Consider the following 22,373-nt stretch of genomic DNA (forward strand, 5'->3'; position numbering starts at 1 on the left):
CTATCCTAACTCGCCGCTGCCTGGACGGACGGGACCGGCACCGGTCGCGTCAGGCGCGATAGAATTTCGGTCCGCGGCCCGAACATCTCGGCGACACCCTCACGCAGCACCAAAATCTTGTCACAAACGCCAATGGTGGCAGGCCGGTGCGAGATCAGGACCACGGTCGTTCCACGTTGCTTCAGCTGCAGAATGCAATAGGCGAGCGCTGCGTCGCCATCCGCGTCGAGGTTCGAACTCGGCTCGTCAAGCACGACAAGGCTCGGGTTGCCATAGACCGCGCGAGCGAGGCCAATCCGCTGGCGATAGCCGCCGGAGAGGATGGCACCGCCCTCCCCGACCTGGGTGTCGTAGCCCTCCGGCAGTCGCACAATCATTTCGTGCACGCCGGCCAGCTTTGCCGCGGCAATAATCGCATTGTCGTCGCCGTCGTCGAACCGGCAGATGTTTGTGGCGATGCTGTCGGCGAAGAGCTCGACATCCTGCGGAAGGTAGCCTAGGTGCTGGCCCAAGGAGGACCTGATCCAGGTCGAAATGTCGGCGCCATCCAGCCGTGCCGCGCCTGCGGACGGCGTCTGTACTCCCACGAGGTGGCGCGCCAGCGTCGATTTACCAGCGCCGGACGGACCGATGATGCCCAGCACTTCTCCCGATTCAATCCGGAAGGCAACCCCGCGCAAAATGGCTTTTGACGTTCCCGGCGGTGCGAATGATAGACCGTCCACCGAAAGTTGTCCGTCGGGACGTGGCAGAATCAGTCCAGATTCACGCGGTGGATGAGCGGTTAACAGCTCGCGCAGCCGCACGAAGGCGCCGCGGGCCGAGACAAGGCCGCGCCAAGACCCCACGATCTGCTCGATCGGCTGGAGCGCACGGCCGAGCAGAATGCTTGCCGCAAACATCGCTCCCGCGGTGGTGAGGCGCTCGATGACAAGATAGGCGCCCACACCCAATATCAGCGATTGCATGGACAGCCGCGAGAAACGGATCAGGCTCTGCATGGTGGAGGCACGGTCGCTGGCTGTGACCTGACGCTCGATCATCCGGATCCGGTCCCGACTCCAGCGTCGCAACAGTCCAGGCGTCATGCCCATGGCGCGCACCACCTCGGTGTTGCGCAGGCTCATCTCGGTAAAAATGTAGTTTCGGCTCGCCGCCTCGTTGGCCTCCGAGAGCGGAGACTTGACTGCCAATTCATTGAGAAAGGCCAGCAGGATCAGAATGACGCAACACGCCAGTGCAAATGCGCCCAGCAACGGGTGCATCGCGAAAATCACAAGGATGTAAATCGGCGCCCAGGGCAGATCGAAGACGGCGTGAACTCCTGCGCCGGTGATGAACTGGCGGAAGGTGTCGAAATCGCGCAGCAGCTGGCTCCGCGTGCTGCCGCCCCTTGCATTGCGATCGATCACCGCTGTCATCACGCGCGGTCCCATTTGATGGTCGAGGCGAACACTGGCGCGCGTGAGTACCCGCGCGCGCACCGTATCGAGACCTGCAAGCGCCCCATAACCCAGCAACAGAGCGATGGTCAGCATGAGCAGTGTGATCTCGCTGCCACTCGAGATCACGCGATCATAGACTTGCATCATGTAGAGCGGACCGGCCAAATACAGCAGGTTGATGGCCAGGCTGAAGATCGCAGCCGTGGCGAAATAGCCTCTGCACGCTTGCAGCAACTGCCGGAGTTCGTCCGGCGTTTTACGCGGAACAATCAATGTTTCTGGCGGAAAAATCCGCCCCCCATATCTTGCCGCCGAATGACTTAAATCGGCTGCCTAAGGCTCTGAGGAAATTAATCAATGAGGTATCATATACCACGGTTGATGGTCGGACGAAAAGCTGTCCACGCACGAAAAGCCCTAGCACGGTAAATCTGCGGATGTTCATGCTGCCGCAGAGCCTGGCGAATAGCGATGGTGAGCGAGTCCCACGGCAAGTTGTGTCATCGCAACCCTCTAAAATTTGGACGCTACTCGGCTGATGGACTGGCACTTCTTCTCCCAGCTTGATTAGGCGGCTTAGGCGATGTGGTGCGGATCGTAGCTGATCACCGTGCCCGTGGTGGTGTCTGCCTTTTCGTTGAAGGCCGTTGGATCGTACTGCCCGAGCAGGACGATGTTCGCGGTGTGGGCGCCATCCGACACGGTCAAAGTGCCTCCCGTCCCCGCCTGATTTTCGGTGAAACTCAGCGTGGTGTCTGCCCCGAAAGCGATCCCCTTGAGATCGATGTCGTTGCTGGCCGCCAGCCCGCTGACCGCTCCGGTGAAATGGAAGGCATCATCCAGGATCAGGTGGCCAGTAGCGTTCGCGTCGAAGATGATGTTGGCGCTCGAAGCCGCTCCGAACTCCATTGTTCCGGTCCCACTGATCTCGGCGGTGCCTGATCCGGTGACCTCAGCCTGCGCCGTCACAGTGCCGCCGTTGGCCCACAGCAGGCCGGAATTGGCGATCGCGCTTTCAATCGTGAGGCCGCCGCTGCCGGTGGCTTCGAGCGTACCTGCATTCACGACCACGTTGGTGCCGGTGTCGATGACGAGAGCATGGGCGCCGGTGGCATCGATGGTGCCCTCGTTGCTCAGTGTCAGGCTGCCCTGCCCGATCTGGCCAGCACCCGAGATTACGTTGTCGACATTGTCGAACGTGACGTTGGCAACGGTGCCGGCGATGATGTTGTGATCATCGTCAGACAGGGTCAGCTGGCCGCCGCCGTTCAGCGTGATCCCGGTCTGGATCAGTTGCAGCAGCGTATCGTCGCCTGCGGACTGCAGTTCGATTGTGCCGGTGTTATGGATGGCGCCGGACAGCGGCAGCATCGCGCCATCGCCGATGGTCATCGGGCCCGAATTTTCGACAGTCGGCGTGACGTCGAACTCGAAATTAGCGGCGATGAGATCTGCCGCATGAACGCCATCGAGTGTGACAGTCTGTCCGTCGGCCAGCGTGATCACGGCATTGCCGCCCGCATCATCGGCGGTGTGGGACTGGACATCGCTGAAGGTGTGCCAGCCGTAGCTGATCAGGTCGATCACGTCGGAGGACACGTCGAAGCTGTGCACGACGTCGTTCCCGATCGGTTGCGAGAACACGAAGGTGTCCTGTCCGCTCGAGCCGGTCAGGGCGTCGTTGCCCGACCAAGCGAAGATGGGGGAACCTGGGGCGTACGCTTCAAGATTGTCAGCGACCTGCATTGTATGTACTGAACCATCAGTTTTGGTCCAAGTGAGCGTCAGGTTGAGCAGTACCGCACCAGTGAAGCTCGATGGTGCGATAACGGTAAGGGCTCCAAGGCTAGAGCTTGTAACGTCCCACTGATTAGTTGCCAATTGCATCGCACCGGCAACACTCCAGTTGGAGGGAAGATCGACGGTGAGCGCAAATGAAGTACCCTCAGCTACACTTGGCGCAGTTAGCCCGAGGTTGATCGGGCTTCCAGCTGATCCGGCTGGGGCCGTGGTGGTCTGGATGAACTGGTTTCCAGCGAAATCCGTTACAGTAATGGTTATGTGGTCGTTATTTATGTTCGTCCCAGTGTTAACGGTCCACGTCCCGTTCGTGGCCGTGCCCGCAGAGAGAGACAGTGTGTAGTTCACGTCCGGAGTGGGATCCGTGTCTGTGACCTGCACAGACTGCACACCGACGTTATCGGTGGCTACAATAGAAAGCTGCTTGCTGCTTGTGCTGTAGGAATGCGAGGTGATCGCGGGACTTGCAGTGTCTTCGGTCACCGCGAAGCTGTTGGTAGAAACTGCACTCTGGTTGCCGGCCTGATCGGTAACCCGCGCCGTGATGGTGTAGCTCGTACCGTTGACCAGGGTACCGGTTTGCACATTGGCAAAACCGTTCGTGACGTCCGAAGCCGTCAGCGTATACGACGTGCCGAGCTGGCTGCCCGTGCCGCTGCCATTGTAGAGCTGGATCGTGTCGCCGGCCAGCGCACCGGTGCCGGTCAGGCCGACCTTCACTGTCAGGTCGGGATCGTTGGTGCGAGCGCCGCTGGTCAGCGTCCCCGTAACCGGAGATATGTCGTCCGTCACTGAGGTGATGGAAGCTGCGGTCGGCGCACTGGTATCCTCGGTCACCGCGAAGCTGTTGGTAGAAACTGCACTCTGGTTGCCGGCCTGGTCGGTAACCCGCGCCGTGATGGTGTAGCTCGTACCGTTGACCAGCGTACCGGTCTGCACATTGGCAAAACCGTTCGTGACGTCCGAAGCCGTCAGCGTATACGACGTGCCGAGCTGGCTGCCCGTGCCGCTGCCATTGTAGAGCTGGATCGTGTCGCCGGCCAGCGCACCGGTGCCGGTCAGGCCGACCTTCACTGTCAGGTCGGGATCGTTGGTGCGCGCGCCGCTGGTCAGCGTCCCCGTAACCGGAGATATGTCGTCCGTCACTGAGGTGATGGAAGCTGCGGTCGGCGCACTGGTATCCTCGGTCACCGCGAAGCTGTTGGTAGAAACTGCACTCTGGTTGCCGGCCTGGTCGGTAACCCGCGCCGTGATGGTGTAGCTCGTACCGTTGACCAGCGTACCGGTCTGCACATTGGCAAAACCGTTCGTGACGTCCGAAGCCGTCAGCGTATACGACGTGCCGAGCTGGCTGCCCGTGCCGCTGCCATTGTAGAGCTGGATCGTGTCCCCGGCCAGCGCACCGGTGCCGGTCAGGCCGACCTTCACTGTCAGGTCGGGATCGTTGGTGCGAGCGCCGCTGGTCAGCGTCCCCGTAACCGGAGATATGTCGTCCGTCACTGAGGTGATGGAAGCTGCGGTCGGCGCACTGGTATCCTCGGTCACCGCGAAGCTGTTGGTAGAAACTGCACTCTGGTTGCCGGCCTGGTCGGTAACCCGCGCCGTGATGGTGTAGCTCGTACCGTTGACCAGCGTACCGGTCTGCACATTGGCAAAACCGTTCGTGACGTCCGAAGCCGTCAGCGTATACGACGTGCCGAGCTGGCTGCCCGTGCCGCTGCCATTGTAGAGCTGGATCGTGTCGCCGGCCAGCGCACCGGTGCCGGTCAGGCCGACCTTCACTGTCAGGTCGGGATCGTTGGTGCGAGCGCCGCTGGTCAGCGTCCCCGTAACCGGAGATATGTCGTCCGTCACTGAGGTGATGGAAGCTGCGGTCGGCGCACTGGTATCCTCGGTCACCGCGAAGCTGTTGGTAGAAACTGCACTCTGGTTGCCGGCCTGGTCGGTAACCCGCGCCGTGATGGTGTAGCTCGTACCGTTGACCAGCGTACCGGTCTGCACATTGGCAAAACCGTTCGTGACGTCCGAAGCCGTCAGCGTATACGACGTGCCGAGCTGGCTGCCCGTGCCGCTGCCATTGTAGAGCTGGATCGTGTCGCCGGCCAGCGCACCGGTGCCGGTCAGGCCGACCTTCACTGTCAGGTCGGGATCGTTGGTGCGCGCGCCGCTGGTCAGCGTCCCCGTAACCGGAGATATGTCGTCCGTCACTGAGGTGATGGAAGCTGCGGTCGGCGCACTGGTGTCGAGGTCGATCGGGGCGCCATTGGCCGCGGCCGTATTGCCGGCATCGTCGGTGACGTTGAGGACCGAGCTGATCGGGCCGTCGGTGAGCGACGACAGGTCGGCGCTGTAGGAGCCGTTGGCCGAAACGTTGACGTCGACATGGTGGGTGCCGTCGCTGAAGGTGACGACGCCGGTGGCGTCGGCATCGAGGCCGGCAACCGAGAAGCCGGCCGCGGTCTTCTCGCTGTTGTTGATGGTGGTGTCGGTGATGCTCAGCGCCAGGTCGGCGCCGACGTCCGCACTGGTGTCGAGGTCGATCGGGGCGCCATTGGCCGCGGCCGTATTGCCGGCATCGTCGGTGACGTTGAGGACCGAGCTGATCGGGCCGTCGGTGAGCGACGACAGGTCGGCGCTGTAGGAGCCGTTGGCCGAAACGTTGACGTCGACATGGTGGGTGCCGTCGCTGAAGGTGACGACGCCGGTGGCGTCGGCATCGAGGCCGGCAACCGAGAAGCCGGCCGCGGTCTTCTCGCTGTTGTTGATGGTGGTGTCGGTGATGCTCAGCGCCAGGTCGGCGCCGACGTCCGCACTGGTGTCGAGGTCGATCGGGGCGCCATTGGCCGCGGCCGTATTGCCGGCATCGTCGGTGACGTTGAGGACCGAGCTGATCGGGCCGTCGGTGAGCGACGACAGGTCGGCGCTGTAGGAGCCGTTGGCCGAAACGTTGACGTCGACATGGTGGGTGCCGTCGCTGAAGGTGACGACGCCGGTGGCGTCGGCATCGAGGCCGGCAACCGAGAAGCCGGCCGCGGTCTTCTCGCTGTTGTTGATGGTGGTGTCGGTGATGCTCAGCGCCAGGTCGGCGCCGACGTCCGCACTGGTGTCGAGGTCGATCGGGGCGCCATTGGCCGCGGCCGTATTGCCGGCATCGTCGGTGACGTTGAGGACCGAGCTGATCGGGCCGTCGGTGAGCGACGACAGGTCGGCGCTGTAGGAGCCGTTGGCCGAAACGTTGACGTCGACATGGTGGGTGCCGTCGCTGAAGGTGACGACGCCGGTGGCGTCGGCATCGAGGCCGGCAACCGAGAAGCCGGCCGCGGTCTTCTCGCTGTTGTTGATGGTGGTGTCGGTGATGCTCAGCGCCAGGTCGGCGCCGACGTCCGCACTGGTGTCGAGGTCGATCGGGGCGCCATTGGCCGCGGCCGTATTGCCGGCATCGTCGGTGACGTTGAGGACCGAGCTGATCGGGCCGTCGGTGAGCGACGACAGGTCGGCGCTGTAGGAGCCGTTGGCCGAAACGTTGACGTCGACATGGTGGGTGCCGTCGCTGAAGGTGACGACGCCGGTGGCGTCGGCATCGAGGCCGGCAACCGAGAAGCCGGCCGCGGTCTTCTCGCTGTTGTTGATGGTGGTGTCGGTGATGCTCAGCGCCAGGTCGGCGCCGACGTCCGCACTGGTGTCGAGGTCGATCGGGGCGCCATTGGCCGCGGCCGTATTGCCGGCATCGTCGGTGACGTTGAGGACCGAGCTGATCGGGCCGTCGGTGAGCGACGACAGGTCGGCGCTGTAGGAGCCGTTGGCCGAAACGTTGACGTCGACATGGTGGGTGCCGTCGCTGAAGGTGACGACGCCGGTGGCGTCGGCATCGAGGCCGGCAACCGAGAAGCCGGCCGCGGTCTTCTCGCTGTTGTTGATGGTGGTGTCGGTGATGCTCAGCGCCAGGTCGGCGCCGACGTCCGCACTGGTGTCGAGGTCGATCGGGGCGCCATTGGCCGCGGCCGTATTGCCGGCATCGTCGGTGACGTTGAGGACCGAGCTGATCGGGCCGTCGGTGAGCGACGACAGGTCGGCGCTGTAGGAGCCGTTGGCCGAAACGTTGACGTCGACATGGTGGGTGCCGTCGCTGAAGGTGACGACGCCGGTGGCGTCGGCATCGAGGCCGGCAACCGAGAAGCCGGCCGCGGTCTTCTCGCTGTTGTTGATGGTGGTGTCGGTGATGCTCAGCGCCAGGTCGGCGCCGACGTCCGCACTGGTGTCGAGGTCGATCGGGGCGCCATTGGCCGCGGCCGTATTGCCGGCATCGTCGGTGACGTTGAGGACCGAGCTGATCGGGCCGTCGGTGAGCGACGACAGGTCGGCGCTGTAGGAGCCGTTGGCCGAAACGTTGACGTCGACATGGTGGGTGCCGTCGCTGAAGGTGACGACGCCGGTGGCGTCGGCATCGAGGCCGGCAACCGAGAAGCCGGCCGCGGTCTTCTCGCTGTTGTTGATGGTGGTGTCGGTGATGCTCAGCGCCAGGTCGGCGCCGACGTCCGCACTGGTGTCGAGGTCGATCGGGGCGCCATTGGCCGCGGCCGTATTGCCGGCATCGTCGGTGACGTTGAGGACCGAGCTGATCGGGCCGTCGGTGAGCGACGACAGGTCGGCGCTGTAGGAGCCGTTGGCCGAAACGTTGACGTCGACATGGTGGGTGCCGTCGCTGAAGGTGACGACGCCGGTGGCGTCGGCATCGAGGCCGGCAACCGAGAAGCCGGCCGCGGTCTTCTCGCTGTTGTTGATGGTGGTGTCGGTGATGCTCAGCGCCAGGTCGGCGCCGACGTCCGCACTGGTGTCGAGGTCGATCGGGGCGCCATTGGCCGCGGCCGTATTGCCGGCATCGTCGGTGACGTTGAGGACCGAGCTGATCGGGCCGTCGGTGAGCGACGACAGGTCGGCGCTGTAGGAGCCGTTGGCCGAAACGTTGACGTCGACATGGTGGGTGCCGTCGCTGAAGGTGACGACGCCGGTGGCGTCGGCATCGAGGCCGGCAACCGAGAAGCCGGCCGCGGTCTTCTCGCTGTTGTTGATGGTGGTGTCGGTGATGCTCAGCGCCAGGTCGGCGCCGACGTCCGCACTGGTGTCGAGGTCGATCGGGGCGCCATTGGCCGCGGCCGTATTGCCGGCATCGTCGGTGACGTTGAGGACCGAGCTGATCGGGCCGTCGGTGAGCGACGACAGGTCGGCGCTGTAGGAGCCGTTGGCCGAAACGTTGACGTCGACATGGTGGGTGCCGTCGCTGAAGGTGACGACGCCGGTGGCGTCGGCATCGAGGCCGGCAACCGAGAAGCCGGCCGCGGTCTTCTCGCTGTTGTTGATGGTGGTGTCGGTGATGCTCAGCGCCAGGTCGGCGCCGACGTCCGCACTGGTGTCGAGGTCGATCGGGGCGCCATTGGCCGCGGCCGTATTGCCGGCATCGTCGGTGACGTTGAGGACCGAGCTGATCGGGCCGTCGGTGAGCGACGACAGGTCGGCGCTGTAGGAGCCGTTGGCCGAAACGTTGACGTCGACATGGTGGGTGCCGTCGCTGAAGGTGACGACGCCGGTGGCGTCGGCATCGAGGCCGGCAACCGAGAAGCCGGCCGCGGTCTTCTCGCTGTTGTTGATGGTGGTGTCGGTGATGCTCAGCGCCAGGTCGGCGCCGACGTCCGCACTGGTGTCGAGGTCGATCGGGGCGCCATTGGCCGCGGCCGTATTGCCGGCATCGTCGGTGACGTTGAGGACCGAGCTGATCGGGCCGTCGGTGAGCGACGACAGGTCGGCGCTGTAGGAGCCGTTGGCCGAAACGTTGACGTCGACATGGTGGGTGCCGTCGCTGAAGGTGACGACGCCGGTGGCGTCGGCATCGAGGCCGGCAACCGAGAAGCCGGCCGCGGTCTTCTCGCTGTTGTTGATGGTGGTGTCGGTGATGCTCAGCGCCAGGTCGGCGCCGACGTCCGCACTGGTGTCGAGGTCGATCGGGGCGCCATTGGCCGCGGCCGTATTGCCGGCATCGTCGGTGACGTTGAGGACCGAGCTGATCGGGCCGTCGGTGAGCGACGACAGGTCGGCGCTGTAGGAGCCGTTGGCCGAAACGTTGACGTCGACATGGTGGGTGCCGTCGCTGAAGGTGACGACGCCGGTGGCGTCGGCATCGAGGCCGGCAACCGAGAAGCCGGCCGCGGTCTTCTCGCTGTTGTTGATGGTGGTGTCGGTGATGCTCAGCGCCAGGTCGGCGCCGACGTCCGCACTGGTGTCGAGGTCGATCGGGGCGCCATTGGCCGCGGCCGTATTGCCGGCATCGTCGGTGACGTTGAGGACCGAGCTGATCGGGCCGTCGGTGAGCGACGACAGGTCGGCGCTGTAGGAGCCGTTGGCCGAAACGTTGACGTCGACATGGTGGGTGCCGTCGCTGAAGGTGACGACGCCGGTGGCGTCGGCATCGAGGCCGGCAACCGAGAAGCCGGCCGCGGTCTTCTCGCTGTTGTTGATGGTGGTGTCGGTGATGCTCAGCGCCAGGTCGGCGCCGACGTCCGCACTGGTGTCGAGGTCGATCGGGGCGCCATTGGCCGCGGCCGTATTGCCGGCATCGTCGGTGACGTTGAGGACCGAGCTGATCGGGCCGTCGGTGAGCGACGACAGGTCGGCGCTGTAGGAGCCGTTGGCCGAAACGTTGACGTCGACATGGTGGGTGCCGTCGCTGAAGGTGACGACGCCGGTGGCGTCGGCATCGAGGCCGGCAACCGAGAAGCCGGCCGCGGTCTTCTCGCTGTTGTTGATGGTGGTGTCGGTGATGCTCAGCGCCAGGTCGGCGCCGACGTCCGCACTGGTGTCGAGGTCGATCGGGGCGCCATTGGCCGCGGCCGTATTGCCGGCATCGTCGGTGACGTTGAGGACCGAGCTGATCGGGCCGTCGGTGAGCGACGACAGGTCGGCGCTGTAGGAGCCGTTGGCCGAAACGTTGACGTCGACATGGTGGGTGCCGTCGCTGAAGGTGACGACGCCGGTGGCGTCGGCATCGAGGCCGGCAACCGAGAAGCCGGCCGCGGTCTTCTCGCTGTTGTTGATGGTGGTGTCGGTGATGCTCAGCGCCAGGTCGGCGCCGACGTCCGCACTGGTGTCGAGGTCGATCGGGGCGCCATTGGCCGCGGCCGTATTGCCGGCATCGTCGGTGACGTTGAGGACCGAGCTGATCGGGCCGTCGGTGAGCGACGACAGGTCGGCGCTGTAGGAGCCGTTGGCCGAAACGTTGACGTCGACATGGTGGGTGCCGTCGCTGAAGGTGACGACGCCGGTGGCGTCGGCATCGAGGCCGGCAACCGAGAAGCCGGCCGCGGTCTTCTCGCTGTTGTTGATGGTGGTGTCGGTGATGCTCAGCGCCAGGTCGGCGCCGACGTCCGCACTGGTGTCGAGGTCGATCGGGGCGCCATTGGCCGCGGCCGTATTGCCGGCATCGTCGGTGACGTTGAGGACCGAGCTGATCGGGCCGTCGGTGAGCGACGACAGGTCGGCGCTGTAGGAGCCGTTGGCCGAAACGTTGACGTCGACATGGTGGGTGCCGTCGCTGAAGGTGACGACGCCGGTGGCGTCGGCATCGAGGCCGGCAACCGAGAAGCCGGCCGCGGTCTTCTCGCTGTTGTTGATGGTGGTGTCGGTGATGCTCAGCGCCAGGTCGGCGCCGACGTCCGCACTGGTGTCGAGGTCGATCGGGGCGCCATTGGCCGCGGCCGTATTGCCGGCATCGTCGGTGACGTTGAGGACCGAGCTGATCGGGCCGTCGGTGAGCGACGACAGGTCGGCGCTGTAGGAGCCGTTGGCCGAAACGTTGACGTCGACATGGTGGGTGCCGTCGCTGAAGGTGACGACGCCGGTGGCGTCGGCATCGAGGCCGGCAACCGAGAAGCCGGCCGCGGTCTTCTCGCTGTTGTTGATGGTGGTGTCGGTGATGCTCAGCGCCAGGTCGGCGCCGACGTCCGCACTGGTGTCGAGGTCGATCGGGGCGCCATTGGCCGCGGCCGTATTGCCGGCATCGTCGGTGACGTTGAGGACCGAGCTGATCGGGCCGTCGGTGAGCGACGACAGGTCGGCGCTGTAGGAGCCGTTGGCCGAAACGTTGACGTCGACATGGTGGGTGCCGTCGCTGAAGGTGACGACGCCGGTGGCGTCGGCATCGAGGCCGGCAACCGAGAAGCCGGCCGCGGTCTTCTCGCTGTTGTTGATGGTGGTGTCGGTGATGCTCAGCGCCAGGTCGGCGCCGACGTCCGCACTGGTGTCGAGGTCGATCGGGGCGCCATTGGCCGCGGCCGTATTGCCGGCATCGTCGGTGACGTTGAGGACCGAGCTGATCGGGCCGTCGGTGAGCGACGACAGGTCGGCGCTGTAGGAGCCGTTGGCCGAAACGTTGACGTCGACATGGTGGGTGCCGTCGCTGAAGGTGACGACGCCGGTGGCGTCGGCATCGAGGCCGGCAACCGAGAAGCCGGCCGCGGTCTTCTCGCTGTTGTTGATGGTGGTGTCGGTGATGCTCAGCGCCAGGTCGGCGCCGACGTCCGCACTGGTGTCGAGGTCGATCGGGGCGCCATTGGCCGCGGCCGTATTGCCGGCATCGTCGGTGACGTTGAGGACCGAGCTGATCGGGCCGTCGGTGAGCGACGACAGGTCGGCGCTGTAGGAGCCGTTGGCCGAAACGTTGACGTCGACATGGTGGGTGCCGTCGCTGAAGGTGACGACGCCGGTGGCGTCGGCATCGAGGCCGGCAACCGAGAAGCCGGCCGCGGTCTTCTCGCTGTTGTTGATGGTGGTGTCGGTGATGCTCAGCGCCAGGTCGGCGCCGACGTCCGCACTGGTGTCGAGGTCGATCGGGGCGCCATTGGCCGCGGCCGTATTGCCGGCATCGTCGGTGACGTTGAGGACCGAGCTGATCGGGCCGTCGGTGAGCGACGACAGGTCGGCGCTGTAGGAGCCGTTGGCCGAAACGTTGACGTCGACATGGTGGGTGCCGTCGCTGAAGGTGACGACGCCGGTGGCGTCGGCATCGAGGCCGGCAACCGAGAAGCCGGCCGCGGTCTTCTCGCTGTTGTTGATGGTGGTGTCGGTGATGCTCAGCGCCAGGTCGGCGCCGACGTCCGCACTGGTGTCGAGGTCGATCGGGGCGCCATTGGCCGCGGCCGTATTGCCGGCATCGTCGGTGACGTTGAGGACCGAGCTGATCGGGCCGTCGGTGAGCGACGACAGGTCGGCGCTGTAGGAGCCGTTGGCCGAAACGTTGACGTCGACATGGTGGGTGCCGTCGCTGAAGGTGACGACGCCGGTGGCGTCGGCATCGAGGCCGGCAACCGAGAAGCCGGCCGCGGTCTTCTCGCTGTTGTTGATGGTGGTGTCGGTGATGCTCAGCGCCAGGTCGGCGCCGACGTCCGCACTGGTGTCGAGGTCGATCGGGGCGCCATTGGCCGCGGCCGTATTGCCGGCATCGTCGGTGACGTTGAGGACCGAGCTGATCGGGCCGTCGGTGAGCGACGACAGGTCGGCGCTGTAGGAGCCGTTGGCCGAAACGTTGACGTCGACATGGTGGGTGCCGTCGCTGAAGGTGACGACGCCGGTGGCGTCGGCATCGAGGCCGGCAACCGAGAAGCCGGCCGCGGTCTTCTCGCTGTTGTTGATGGTGGTGTCGGTGATGCTCAGCGCCAGGTCGGCGCCGACGTCCGCACTGGTGTCGAGGTCGATCGGGGCGCCATTGGCCGCGGCCGTATTGCCGGCATCGTCGGTGACGTTGAGGACCGAGCTGATCGGGCCGTCGGTGAGCGACGACAGGTCGGCGCTGTAGGAGCCGTTGGCCGAAACGTTGACGTCGACATGGTGGGTGCCGTCGCTGAAGGTGACGACGCCGGTGGCGTCGGCATCGAGGCCGGCAACCGAGAAGCCGGCCGCGGTCTTCTCGCTGTTGTTGATGGTGGTGTCGGTGATGCTCAGCGCCAGGTCGGCGCCGACGTCCGCACTGGTGTCGAGGTCGATCGGGGCGCCATTGGCCGCGGCCGTATTGCCGGCATCGTCGGTGACGTTGAGGACCGAGCTGATCGGGCCGTCGGTGAGCGACGACAGGTCGGCGCTGTAGGAGCCGTTGGCCGAAACGTTGACGTCGACATGGTGGGTGCCGTCGCTGAAGGTGACGACGCCGGTGGCGTCGGCATCGAGGCCGGCAACCGAGAAGCCGGCCGCGGTCTTCTCGCTGTTGTTGATGGTGGTGTCGGTGATGCTCAGCGCCAGGTCGGCGCCGACGTCCGCACTGGTGTCGAGGTCGATCGGGGCGCCATTGGCCGCGGCCGTATTGCCGGCATCGTCGGTGACGTTGAGGACCGAGCTGATCGGGCCGTCGGTGAGCGACGACAGGTCGGCGCTGTAGGAGCCGTTGGCCGAAACGTTGACGTCGACATGGTGGGTGCCGTCGCTGAAGGTGACGACGCCGGTGGCGTCGGCATCGAGGCCGGCAACCGAGAAGCCGGCCGCGGTCTTCTCGCTGTTGTTGATGGTGGTGTCGGTGATGCTCAGCGCCAGGTCGGCGCCGACGTCCGCACTGGTGTCGAGGTCGATCGGGGCGCCATTGGCCGCGGCCGTATTGCCGGCATCGTCGGTGACGTTGAGGACCGAGCTGATCGGGCCGTCGGTGAGCGACGACAGGTCGGCGCTGTAGGAGCCGTTGGCCGAAACGTTGACGTCGACATGGTGGGTGCCGTCGCTGAAGGTGACGACGCCGGTGGCGTCGGCATCGAGGCCGGCAACCGAGAAGCCGGCCGCGGTCTTCTCGCTGTTGTTGATGGTGGTGTCGGTGATGCTCAGCGCCAGGTCGGCGCCGACGTCCGCACTGGTGTCGAGGTCGATCGGGGCGCCATTGGCCGCGGCCGTATTGCCGGCATCGTCGGTGACGTTGAGGACCGAGCTGATCGGGCCGTCGGTGAGCGACGACAGGTCGGCGCTGTAGGAGCCGTTGGCCGAAACGTTGACGTCGACATGGTGGGTGCCGTCGCTGAAGGTGACGACGCCGGTGGCGTCGGCATCGAGGCCGGCAACCGAGAAGCCGGCCGCGGTCTTCTCGCTGTTGTTGATGGTGGTGTCGGTGATGCTCAGCGCCAGGTCGGCGCCGACGTCCGCACTGGTGTCGAGGTCGATCGGGGCGCCATTGGCCGCGGCCGTATTGCCGGCATCGTCGGTGACGTTGAGGACCGAGCTGATCGGGCCGTCGGTGAGCGACGACAGGTCGGCGCTGTAGGAGCCGTTGGCCGAAACGTTGACGTCGACATGGTGGGTGCCGTCGCTGAAGGTGACGACGCCGGTGGCGTCGGCATCGAGGCCGGCAACCGAGAAGCCGGCCGCGGTCTTCTCGCTGTTGTTGATGGTGGTGTCGGTGATGCTCAGCGCCAGGTCGGCGCCGACGTCCGCACTGGTGTCGAGGTCGATCGGGGCGCCATTGGCCGCGGCCGTATTGCCGGCATCGTCGGTGACGTTGAGGACCGAGCTGATCGGGCCGTCGGTGAGCGACGACAGGTCGGCGCTGTAGGAGCCGTTGGCCGAAACGTTGACGTCGACATGGTGGGTGCCGTCGCTGAAGGTGACGACGCCGGTGGCGTCGGCATCGAGGCCGGCAACCGAGAAGCCGGCCGCGGTCTTCTCGCTGTTGTTGATGGTGGTGTCGGTGATGCTCAGCGCCAGGTCGGCGCCGACGTCCGCACTGGTGTCGACCGAAGTGCCCGAACCGACATTGATCGCCGCCGCTTGCAAGTTGCCAGCGAGATCCTTTGCCCCAGACACGCTGAAGCTGATGTTGGCGAGCTCGACGTTGGCGTCGGCTTCCGTGTAGTTGATCGCATAGTGGGTGGCATCGACCCAGTGGCCGCCGGTGGCATTGATCAGCGTGCCCGAGGCATTGTTGCTGACGATCGGCGTCGAGGTCTGGTCCATCGCCTCCGAGAAGGTGATGGTGGCCGTGACGCTATGGGTCGCATCGGCATCGGTGACCTGGGAATCGGACAGCGCAACGCTGGTAACGGTCGCGTTCTTGGTGTCGACCGACGTCCCGGTCGGCACATTGATCGCCGCCGCTTGCGTGTTGCCAGCGAGATCCTTTGCCCCAGACACACTGAAGCTGATGTTGGCGAGCTCGACGTTGGCGTCGGCTTCCGTGTAGTTGATCGCATAGTGGGTGGCATCGACCCAGTGGCCGCCGGTGGCATTGATCAGCGTGCCCGAGGCATTGTTGCTGACGATCGGCGTCGAGGTCTGGTCCATCGCCTCCGAGAAGGTGATGGTGGCCGTGACGCTGTGGGTCGCATCGGCATCGGTGACCTGGGAATCGGACAGCGCAACGCTGGTAACAGTCGCGTTCTTGGTGTCGACCGACGTCCCGGTCGGCACATTGATCGCCGCCGCTTGCGTGTTGCCAGCGAGATCCTTTGCCCCAGACACACTGAAGCTGATGTTGGCGAGCTCGACGTTGGCGTCGGCTTCCGTGTAGTTGATCGCATAGTGGGTGGCATCGACCCAGTGGCCGCCGGTGGCATTGATCAGCGTGCCCGAGGCATTGTTGCTGACGATCGGCGTCGAGGTCTGGTCCATCGCCTCCGAGAAGGTGATGGTGGCCGTGACGCTGTGGGTCGCATCGGCATCGGTGACCTGGGAATCGGACAGCGCAACGGTGGTAACGGTCGCGTTCTTGGTGTCGACCGACGTCCCGGTCGGCACATTGATCGCCGCCGCTTGCGTGTTGCCAGCGAGATCCTTTGCCCCAGACACACTGAAGCTGATGTTGGCGAGCTCGACGTTGGCGTCGGCTTCCGTGTAGTTGATCGCATAGTGGGTGGCATCGACCCAGTGGCCGCCGGTGGCATTGATCAGCGTGCCCGAGGCATTGTTGCTGACGATCGGCGTCGAGGTCTGGTCCATCGCCTCCGAGAAGGTGATGGTGGCCGTGACGCTATGGGTCGCATCGGCATCGGTGACCTGGGAATCGGACAGCGCAACGCTGGTAACGGTCGCGTTCTTGGTGTCGACCGACGTCCCGGTCGGCACATTGATCGCCGCCGCTTGCGTGTTGCCAGCGAGATCCTTTGCCCCAGACACACTGAAGCTGATGTTGGCGAGCTCGACGTTGGCGTCGGCTTCCGTGTAGTTGATCGCATAGTGGGTGGCATCGACCCAGTGGCCGCCGGTGGCATTGATCAGCGTGCCCGAGGCATTGTTGCTGACGATCGGCGTCGAGGTCTGATCCATCGCCTCCGAGAAGGTGATGGTGGCCGTGACGCTGTGGGTCGCATCGGCATCCGTTACTTTCGGGTCGGACACCAACACACTAATAACACTGGGAGGCGTCTCTTCCACCGCGACTGAATGGGAGTCAGAGGCGACCGTGGCGCTGCCGACCTTCACGACCGCCGTAAGCTGGTAACTGCCATCCGGCAACACATTGTGGGCCAGATCACCGGCGGGAATTGTCGCAGTCCAGGTGCCGTTCGAAAGTACGGTGGCAACGTAGTTGTGGCCGTTCAGACTAACGATGAGCTGCGCACTTGGCGTGAAGTGTTGGACGGCACCGGTTACCGTGATCGGTCCGCTTGCGTCGGCTTGATTGATGAGCCAAGGGTTGGACTGGCTAGGTTCGATCGGATTGATATGGACCGTGAACGCGCTCGGCGGATCCACGCCGAGGAAATCGCTCGGATTGAGCCCCGTCACGCCTGCGAGCTGAAATTTTAGATCGGCAGAACCGTCGCCGTTGGTGTCGGCATACACATAAACACCGCCGGAGCCGTCAGGGGTGTACCAGACGCCGTATCCATTCGCGGAACCCATTGACGTTGTATTCGCGGCCTGCGCGCCAAACCAGCGGAATTCGGCAAGCCCAGCCGCGGATGCGGTCAGGCCTCCAGCAGCTGAGACCGACTGGTCACTAACAAGCTGACTGAAGTCGAGCTTGTCCGAGCCGACCTGGAAGTTGGTGATCTGGTCCCAGGTTTGGGCTAGCTGTCCGCCGGGATTCACCTGTCCGGCAGCCGGAGAATCCGTTGCCCGCGCGAACACAAAATAATCGGAGCCCAATCCGCCCGACATCACGTCGGCACCCGCACCGCCTTGAATGATATTGTGGATGGCCGCGTTGCTGGCGATACCCTGGATGTTGTCCTTACCGGCACTGCCGTCCAAGGCGTCGGTCACGAGCTGGGTCGTTCCCGTGAACAGCGAAAGATGGTTGACGTCGGTGACGAAGCTCGCAATCGACTCGGCCTTGCCGCTCAGGAGCACGTTTGACTGCCCGGCCACGGTTTGGCCGGTAATAGGATCAAACTGACCTATGGCCTTACCATACTGGTCGGTTTGCTCGAGAAAGAAACCGGTCCCGAGATTGCTCTGATAATAAACGGAGGATGCCGTGTTATAGCCCATTGTGTAGTAGTTGGCACCGACCTGGAAGGTTAGCAGCAGCTGCCCCGCCTGAAATGCCTGTTGGATTGTTGTCGTTTGCGTCGCGTTGGTGCTGGTGGTCAGGAACGATGAAATGTCGGCCCAGTAAATGTATTCGACACCGTTGGTGTCATTGGTCTTGATCGCATCGAGCACATTGAGGTTGTCGACGGTGGTGCCGTTGCCGGAATCCATGATGCCCTGGTAGCTGATCATGGCATCGGCTGTGATGGGAGCAACTGCAGTGCTGTCGAGAGTCCAGCTTCCAGATCCGACGATATTGCTCGAGCCTCGTACATCGGCTTTTGTGTAATCCGCCATGGCCGCCAGGAGCGCTCGGCCGCGCGTGCCTTGCGCGGTTTGGCAACACCACAGCCGAAGTTCCCCATCAGCAACAGCTGCTCCGATCGAGGCAAGCTCATCGATCTGACCTGAAAGACTTTCAGCCGATAGGGATCCGGAACTAAAGGAGATTTCGCCAGGCTTTCCATGCGCGATGATGTGAATAGCCTTCAGAGCACCCCTGCCCTTCAGCGCACCGGCGATCTGCCGCATTGCAGGCTCGTCGCTTGAGAGCAGGACCGGCTCGACATCGGGTCGGATGCCCTTGAGCAAAGTTTGGAGATCGTCGACGCCTGGATCGATAAAGGCGATTTCGCTCTTGGGTGTTGTGCTCGCCGGGTCTGAACTCTTGCCGCCTAGCGCGCGGGGATGAGCAGTGGCCATGGCGCGATCGATTGCGTTCGAGATCGTCGCTGCATTCGTGTTCGAACGGATGGTCATGAAAGCTGCCTTCTCAAATCGGGTCGATGAATGCATGGGATGAACATCGATGAAGGTGGCGGACAAGGCCGCGATCTGTGGGTCGCTATTCCTGACGGGACGCGGCTGGGCGGCTCGTCGCTTCATTGCCGTTTGGCGCGGCAGAGCATCGGCCAGGGATTGCGGCGGGAACTCCGTCGACGCGCGCCGTCTGGTCGACAGTGACTGCGGGTCCAATGCTTCCGGGCACGCAGAGTGCGCGAACCTGGAAAGGCGAGATCCAGTCGTGGACCGATCAATCGGCCGATTGGCGGCCAGTCCGGCAAAAACAACACAATGCAACGCGCAACTCCCACTCTGCCTCGCAGAGCAGGCGCGAAACGCATTCGCCTCCAGTCTTCACAGAAAGCCCCGCGCCTGAAAAATCTGGAGCGCATTGGAAGAGCAGTGGTTTGTCAAAATCTGCTCAGTGGCGCGATCTACGTGAAATGCTTGCGAACGCTGTCTTCGACCCCTGCCCGGCGGGTGACCGGCACCTCGACCGCCCACCTGCGCAAAACCGCTGTTATCGAAATCTTCTTTGGTATGGTCTTGGGATTTGCCGCAGGCCCCTTAGGTGATTGCAATCGGGGTGCGGGCAAATCCTTGCCTAAATTAGACGCAGGCTGGCGCAAAATTGCCCGCCGGTCTATACCCACTACGCATAGGATCCATTTTTAACATTAACTGCCCGGCCCTTATTTCGCTTTGCGTTCAACGTGTTCCCTCCGAGCCTTCTGTTGCCCGTAGGACTACGGATCCTTCGTTGAGGCGCGTTTGGGATTGTGTCTCGCTCCGCATCGATCGTACCTCATCTCTAACAGGCCGTGATATCCGGCCTCGAAGCTGGAAGTCTTCGGAAGTGCGCTCGGCGCGCCCGTGCGTAAGCGCCGAAGAGGGTTTCGGTTGCGCGACACTATGGCGACACCGTCCGGACAACACGAGCATCCTACTCGCGTCATGGTCTTCAAGGTCGCGCAGGGATGATCTCAGGACGTTTCCGTGGAGATCGCAGATGAACTGCGCCGCCGCTTTGTGGAGTACCTGTCGGGCTCCGCCCCACATGCCCTGTGGAAAGGCCATGGCTCGTGCTTAGTTTGCCGAGAATCAGCTATGTTACTGAGTCGAAATAGCGTCGGCTTAAAACTGAAGAGGGGCATTTCCGTGCGTCCAAAACTAAGCAAGTCTGCGTCGGCGGTCACATCACAGCGCCGTCGCCTGCCTGCTGCGCTCAAGCACGGCGCTTTCGCTAAAATTGAATTGTTGCCCTGGGAAGATCCTGCTGCATACGAGCAGCTCCACCAGCAGCTATTGGAAGAGTTCGAACCCGAAGGTGTCTTGCAAGAAGAGTGTGTGCGAGACATCTTGACGGCCACGTGGCGCAAGCAGCGCCTGCGCGTCCGTCGAAACGTGGAGACGAGGGCCGCCCTGCTGCAGCCGCAAAATCGCGTGTTCGACCAGCGGCCGATCCCGCTAGTAGCGAACGGCCTTGAGCGGGCAAAGGCTATTCTAGAGAATTCATCCTCCGAGCAGCCCAGCTTGCCACGAGATGATTATGAGCGCCTCCTGAGCTTTAGCTCTTTCCTAACGCTAGACGCCTCCCCTCGCCTCGTCGAGCTCGCCATTGGATGTCTGCCTGAAGAGTACAGGAATCATCTTCGAACGCAGGTGCCGCGCGAGAACTACGAGGAATCTCACCATTGGATCATTGCGATCAAGAAGGAGGTGGACGGCGTGCTCCTGCCAAGGGTTCGCGGGCGTCGTCCGGATCCAGACGGTTACCTCGCGGCTGCTGCCGGCATGCTAGCGCCCGAGAAAACGCTGGAGGACTTAGCTGTCGAAGAACGACTGGAAGCGCAGATGGATCGCGCCCTTCGCCGCCTCTGCTGGCTAAAGACCCAAAAAAAGCTCGATCGAGAGGCCAAGCAAAAGATTGTGGAGGCCAAAGCCTCTTAAGTGAATAGCCGGAATGCGCGAGAGTTTGAGCAATTCCGGATGTTCATTTTGTACGACCAATTGCTCGCTCCGGCGCCGTTCAACTGAAGGGATCACGCGGCTTGGGGGCTGTCCGTCAGCGGTATGTTCGCGCGACCGAGCGGCCGCCGCCTTACATGTGTGGTCGAAGTCGATCGAGATGCTGCTGCCGATCGTTCGCCGCGCGGGCTCGGGGTGGCTCCGCGGCTCGTCATCGCCGATGGCGCACTCGGCTTCTGGAGAGCCGCCGGCGAGGCTTGGCCGAAACGCGCGAGCGCTGCCGTGTGCACAGGTCTGCAAACGTGCTCCGGCAAACTTCCGAGAACCAGAGTGCCAGGTCCGTATTGCAAGCTTCGCGCTGGAATACGAAGGCACCCACTGCCTCGCCAGGGATCGGGAGAGGCTACTCGCTTTCTTCGACTTTCTCGGCCGAGCACTGGAAACATTGGCCGATCACCAACCCCATCGAAAGCACCTTCGCCACCGTGCGCCACCGCACCAACCATCGAAGCGCTGCCTCTCGACACGACCGCGCTCACGATGATGTTCAAGTTGGCCGACAGCGCGCAGATAAGCTGGCATCATGTCGACGGTCACAATCAACCCAACTCATTCTCGGTGTGACACTCCCCCGACGGGATTGAGGTGGGCGATCCGCAGCCGAAAACCACCGCCTCCGCCTGACCCGCAACGCCGTCACCAAGATCTGGCGATCGCTCCAGAAGATCATCGGGCATAGTCTCAACAAAAAACCACCGACTTGTACGAGGTAGTTAGGTAATGACCTCTCTACTTTAGCTAGTACTTGCAATCCTGCATTTTACCTGTTTTGCGAGTAATCTGGCATAATGCCCTATGCTAACTTATTGATTATGCTTCGTTCGCGCTCCGTCTCGAAACTGGAAGACTTCGGAGGTTACGCTCGGGCGCGCTTTTGGGTCAGCGCCGAAGAAGTTTTCGCTCGCGCACACTGATGCGACACCGCCTCGAGGACAGCACGAACATCCTGCGCCCGTCGCGGACGAACTGCGCCGCCGCCCTGTTCACCGGAGGCCTGCGCTTTGTTCATTTTCGTGGTCGAGCCATGCGGCAGCTTTGCGAACTTCGCGCCGAGGAAGCCAACATTCGGGAGTCCTGATCCGAGTTATCGTGCCGAAACCACGCCGACAATCTCAGTTGAGGAGCTGCGGGCACCGCCTCCGTCAGAGCCTTGCCTCTTGCGGCAAACGAGCCCAGGCTGGGCCACCGTCGCGCCAGCCAAGTAGACGTGAAAGCGCGGCTCGCTATTCTCCCCAGGATGGCCGAAATGAAGATTAGACTTTTGCGTGGATCCCATGTTGTGAAAGAAGTTGAGTTTTCGGCAAACCTGCCGCCGCTTGAGATTCATCGGCTCTCGGTTGATTTGATGTTCGAGCACTTCGAGCGAAACGCCACCCACATTTGGCCGCTCGAAGAAGACTCGCGCGGGACACGACACCAAATTCAAGTGATGTCTGACCAGGGAAATGTTTTGAAGAGCTTTGATATTCGAGAGATGGCCAAAGAGTTCGGCCTTGGATTTCTTGCTAGGGCGGAGGGAGGAGCTACAAAATGAGCCAACCCGTTTCAGCTTCGGTGCGGCGCACGATGGCCATGGCTCAGGCCTTTGCATCGTGGGTGTCTGCCAGGCGGCAAATATCGCGGCGCAATAGGCTCCTAGAATCCAAACCGCGTTCGGATCTTTCGCTGACTTTTTCGGCTCGAACGGCCCCGCTCAACTTTTGAGACCCGCCCGTCTAATCTTCCTCGAGCTCAGGAACATCCCACAACAAAAACGCCAAAATTATGAGCCCGGGGGTCCAAGCTAGCATGATCCCAAAGGCAATAGCCTCTATCGTCGTCATGTCC

The 22,373-nt window shown here is 63.3% G+C and carries 4 protein-coding genes and 1 pseudogene; 3 read left to right on the forward strand and 2 right to left on the reverse strand.

What is annotated here, in order from left to right; translation table 11 throughout:
- Nucleotides 1-5 precede the first annotated feature (5 nt).
- Nucleotides 6-1,715, reverse strand: coding sequence for a type I secretion system permease/ATPase (locus RX329_RS27745; protein WP_410706516.1), 1,710 nt, complete (start codon nt 1,713-1,715; stop codon nt 6-8).
- Between the two features lie 306 nt (nt 1,716-2,021).
- Complete coding sequence (locus RX329_RS27750; RefSeq protein ID WP_317244546.1) at nt 2,022-18,494, reverse strand: DUF4347 domain-containing protein; 16,473 nt, start codon at nt 18,492-18,494, stop codon at nt 2,022-2,024.
- 1,020 nt (nt 18,495-19,514) lie between these two features.
- Between RX329_RS27750 and RX329_RS27755 the strand changes: the two genes are divergently transcribed.
- From RX329_RS27755 to RX329_RS27760, 3 genes and pseudogenes are all read left to right on the forward strand, one after another.
- Complete coding sequence (locus RX329_RS27755) at nt 19,515-20,468, forward strand: hypothetical protein (RefSeq protein ID WP_317244547.1); 954 nt, start codon at nt 19,515-19,517, stop codon at nt 20,466-20,468.
- 195 nt (nt 20,469-20,663) lie between these two features.
- A pseudogene (locus tag RX329_RS42045) lies at nt 20,664-21,170 on the forward strand (IS256 family transposase); the annotation flags it as partial.
- 622 nt (nt 21,171-21,792) lie between these two features.
- A complete protein-coding gene (locus tag RX329_RS27760) occupies nt 21,793-22,080 on the forward strand; it encodes a hypothetical protein (RefSeq protein WP_317244548.1) in 288 nt (95 codons plus the stop codon).
- Nucleotides 22,081-22,373: the final 293 nt, after the last annotated feature.

The sequence above is a fragment of the Bradyrhizobium sp. BWC-3-1 genome (genome assembly GCF_032917965.1).
Classification (GTDB): Bacteria; Pseudomonadota; Alphaproteobacteria; order Rhizobiales; family Xanthobacteraceae; genus Bradyrhizobium; species Bradyrhizobium canariense_D.

Bases quoted from the DNA above. Each gene is read 5' to 3' on its own strand.
- RX329_RS27750 (WP_317244546.1), bottom strand. From the start codon at position 18,494: ATGACCATCCGTTCGAACACGAATGCAGCGACGATCTCGAACGCAATC.
- RX329_RS27760 (WP_317244548.1), top strand. From the start codon at position 21,793: ATGAAGATTAGACTTTTGCGTGGATCCCATGTTGTGAAAGAAGTTGAG.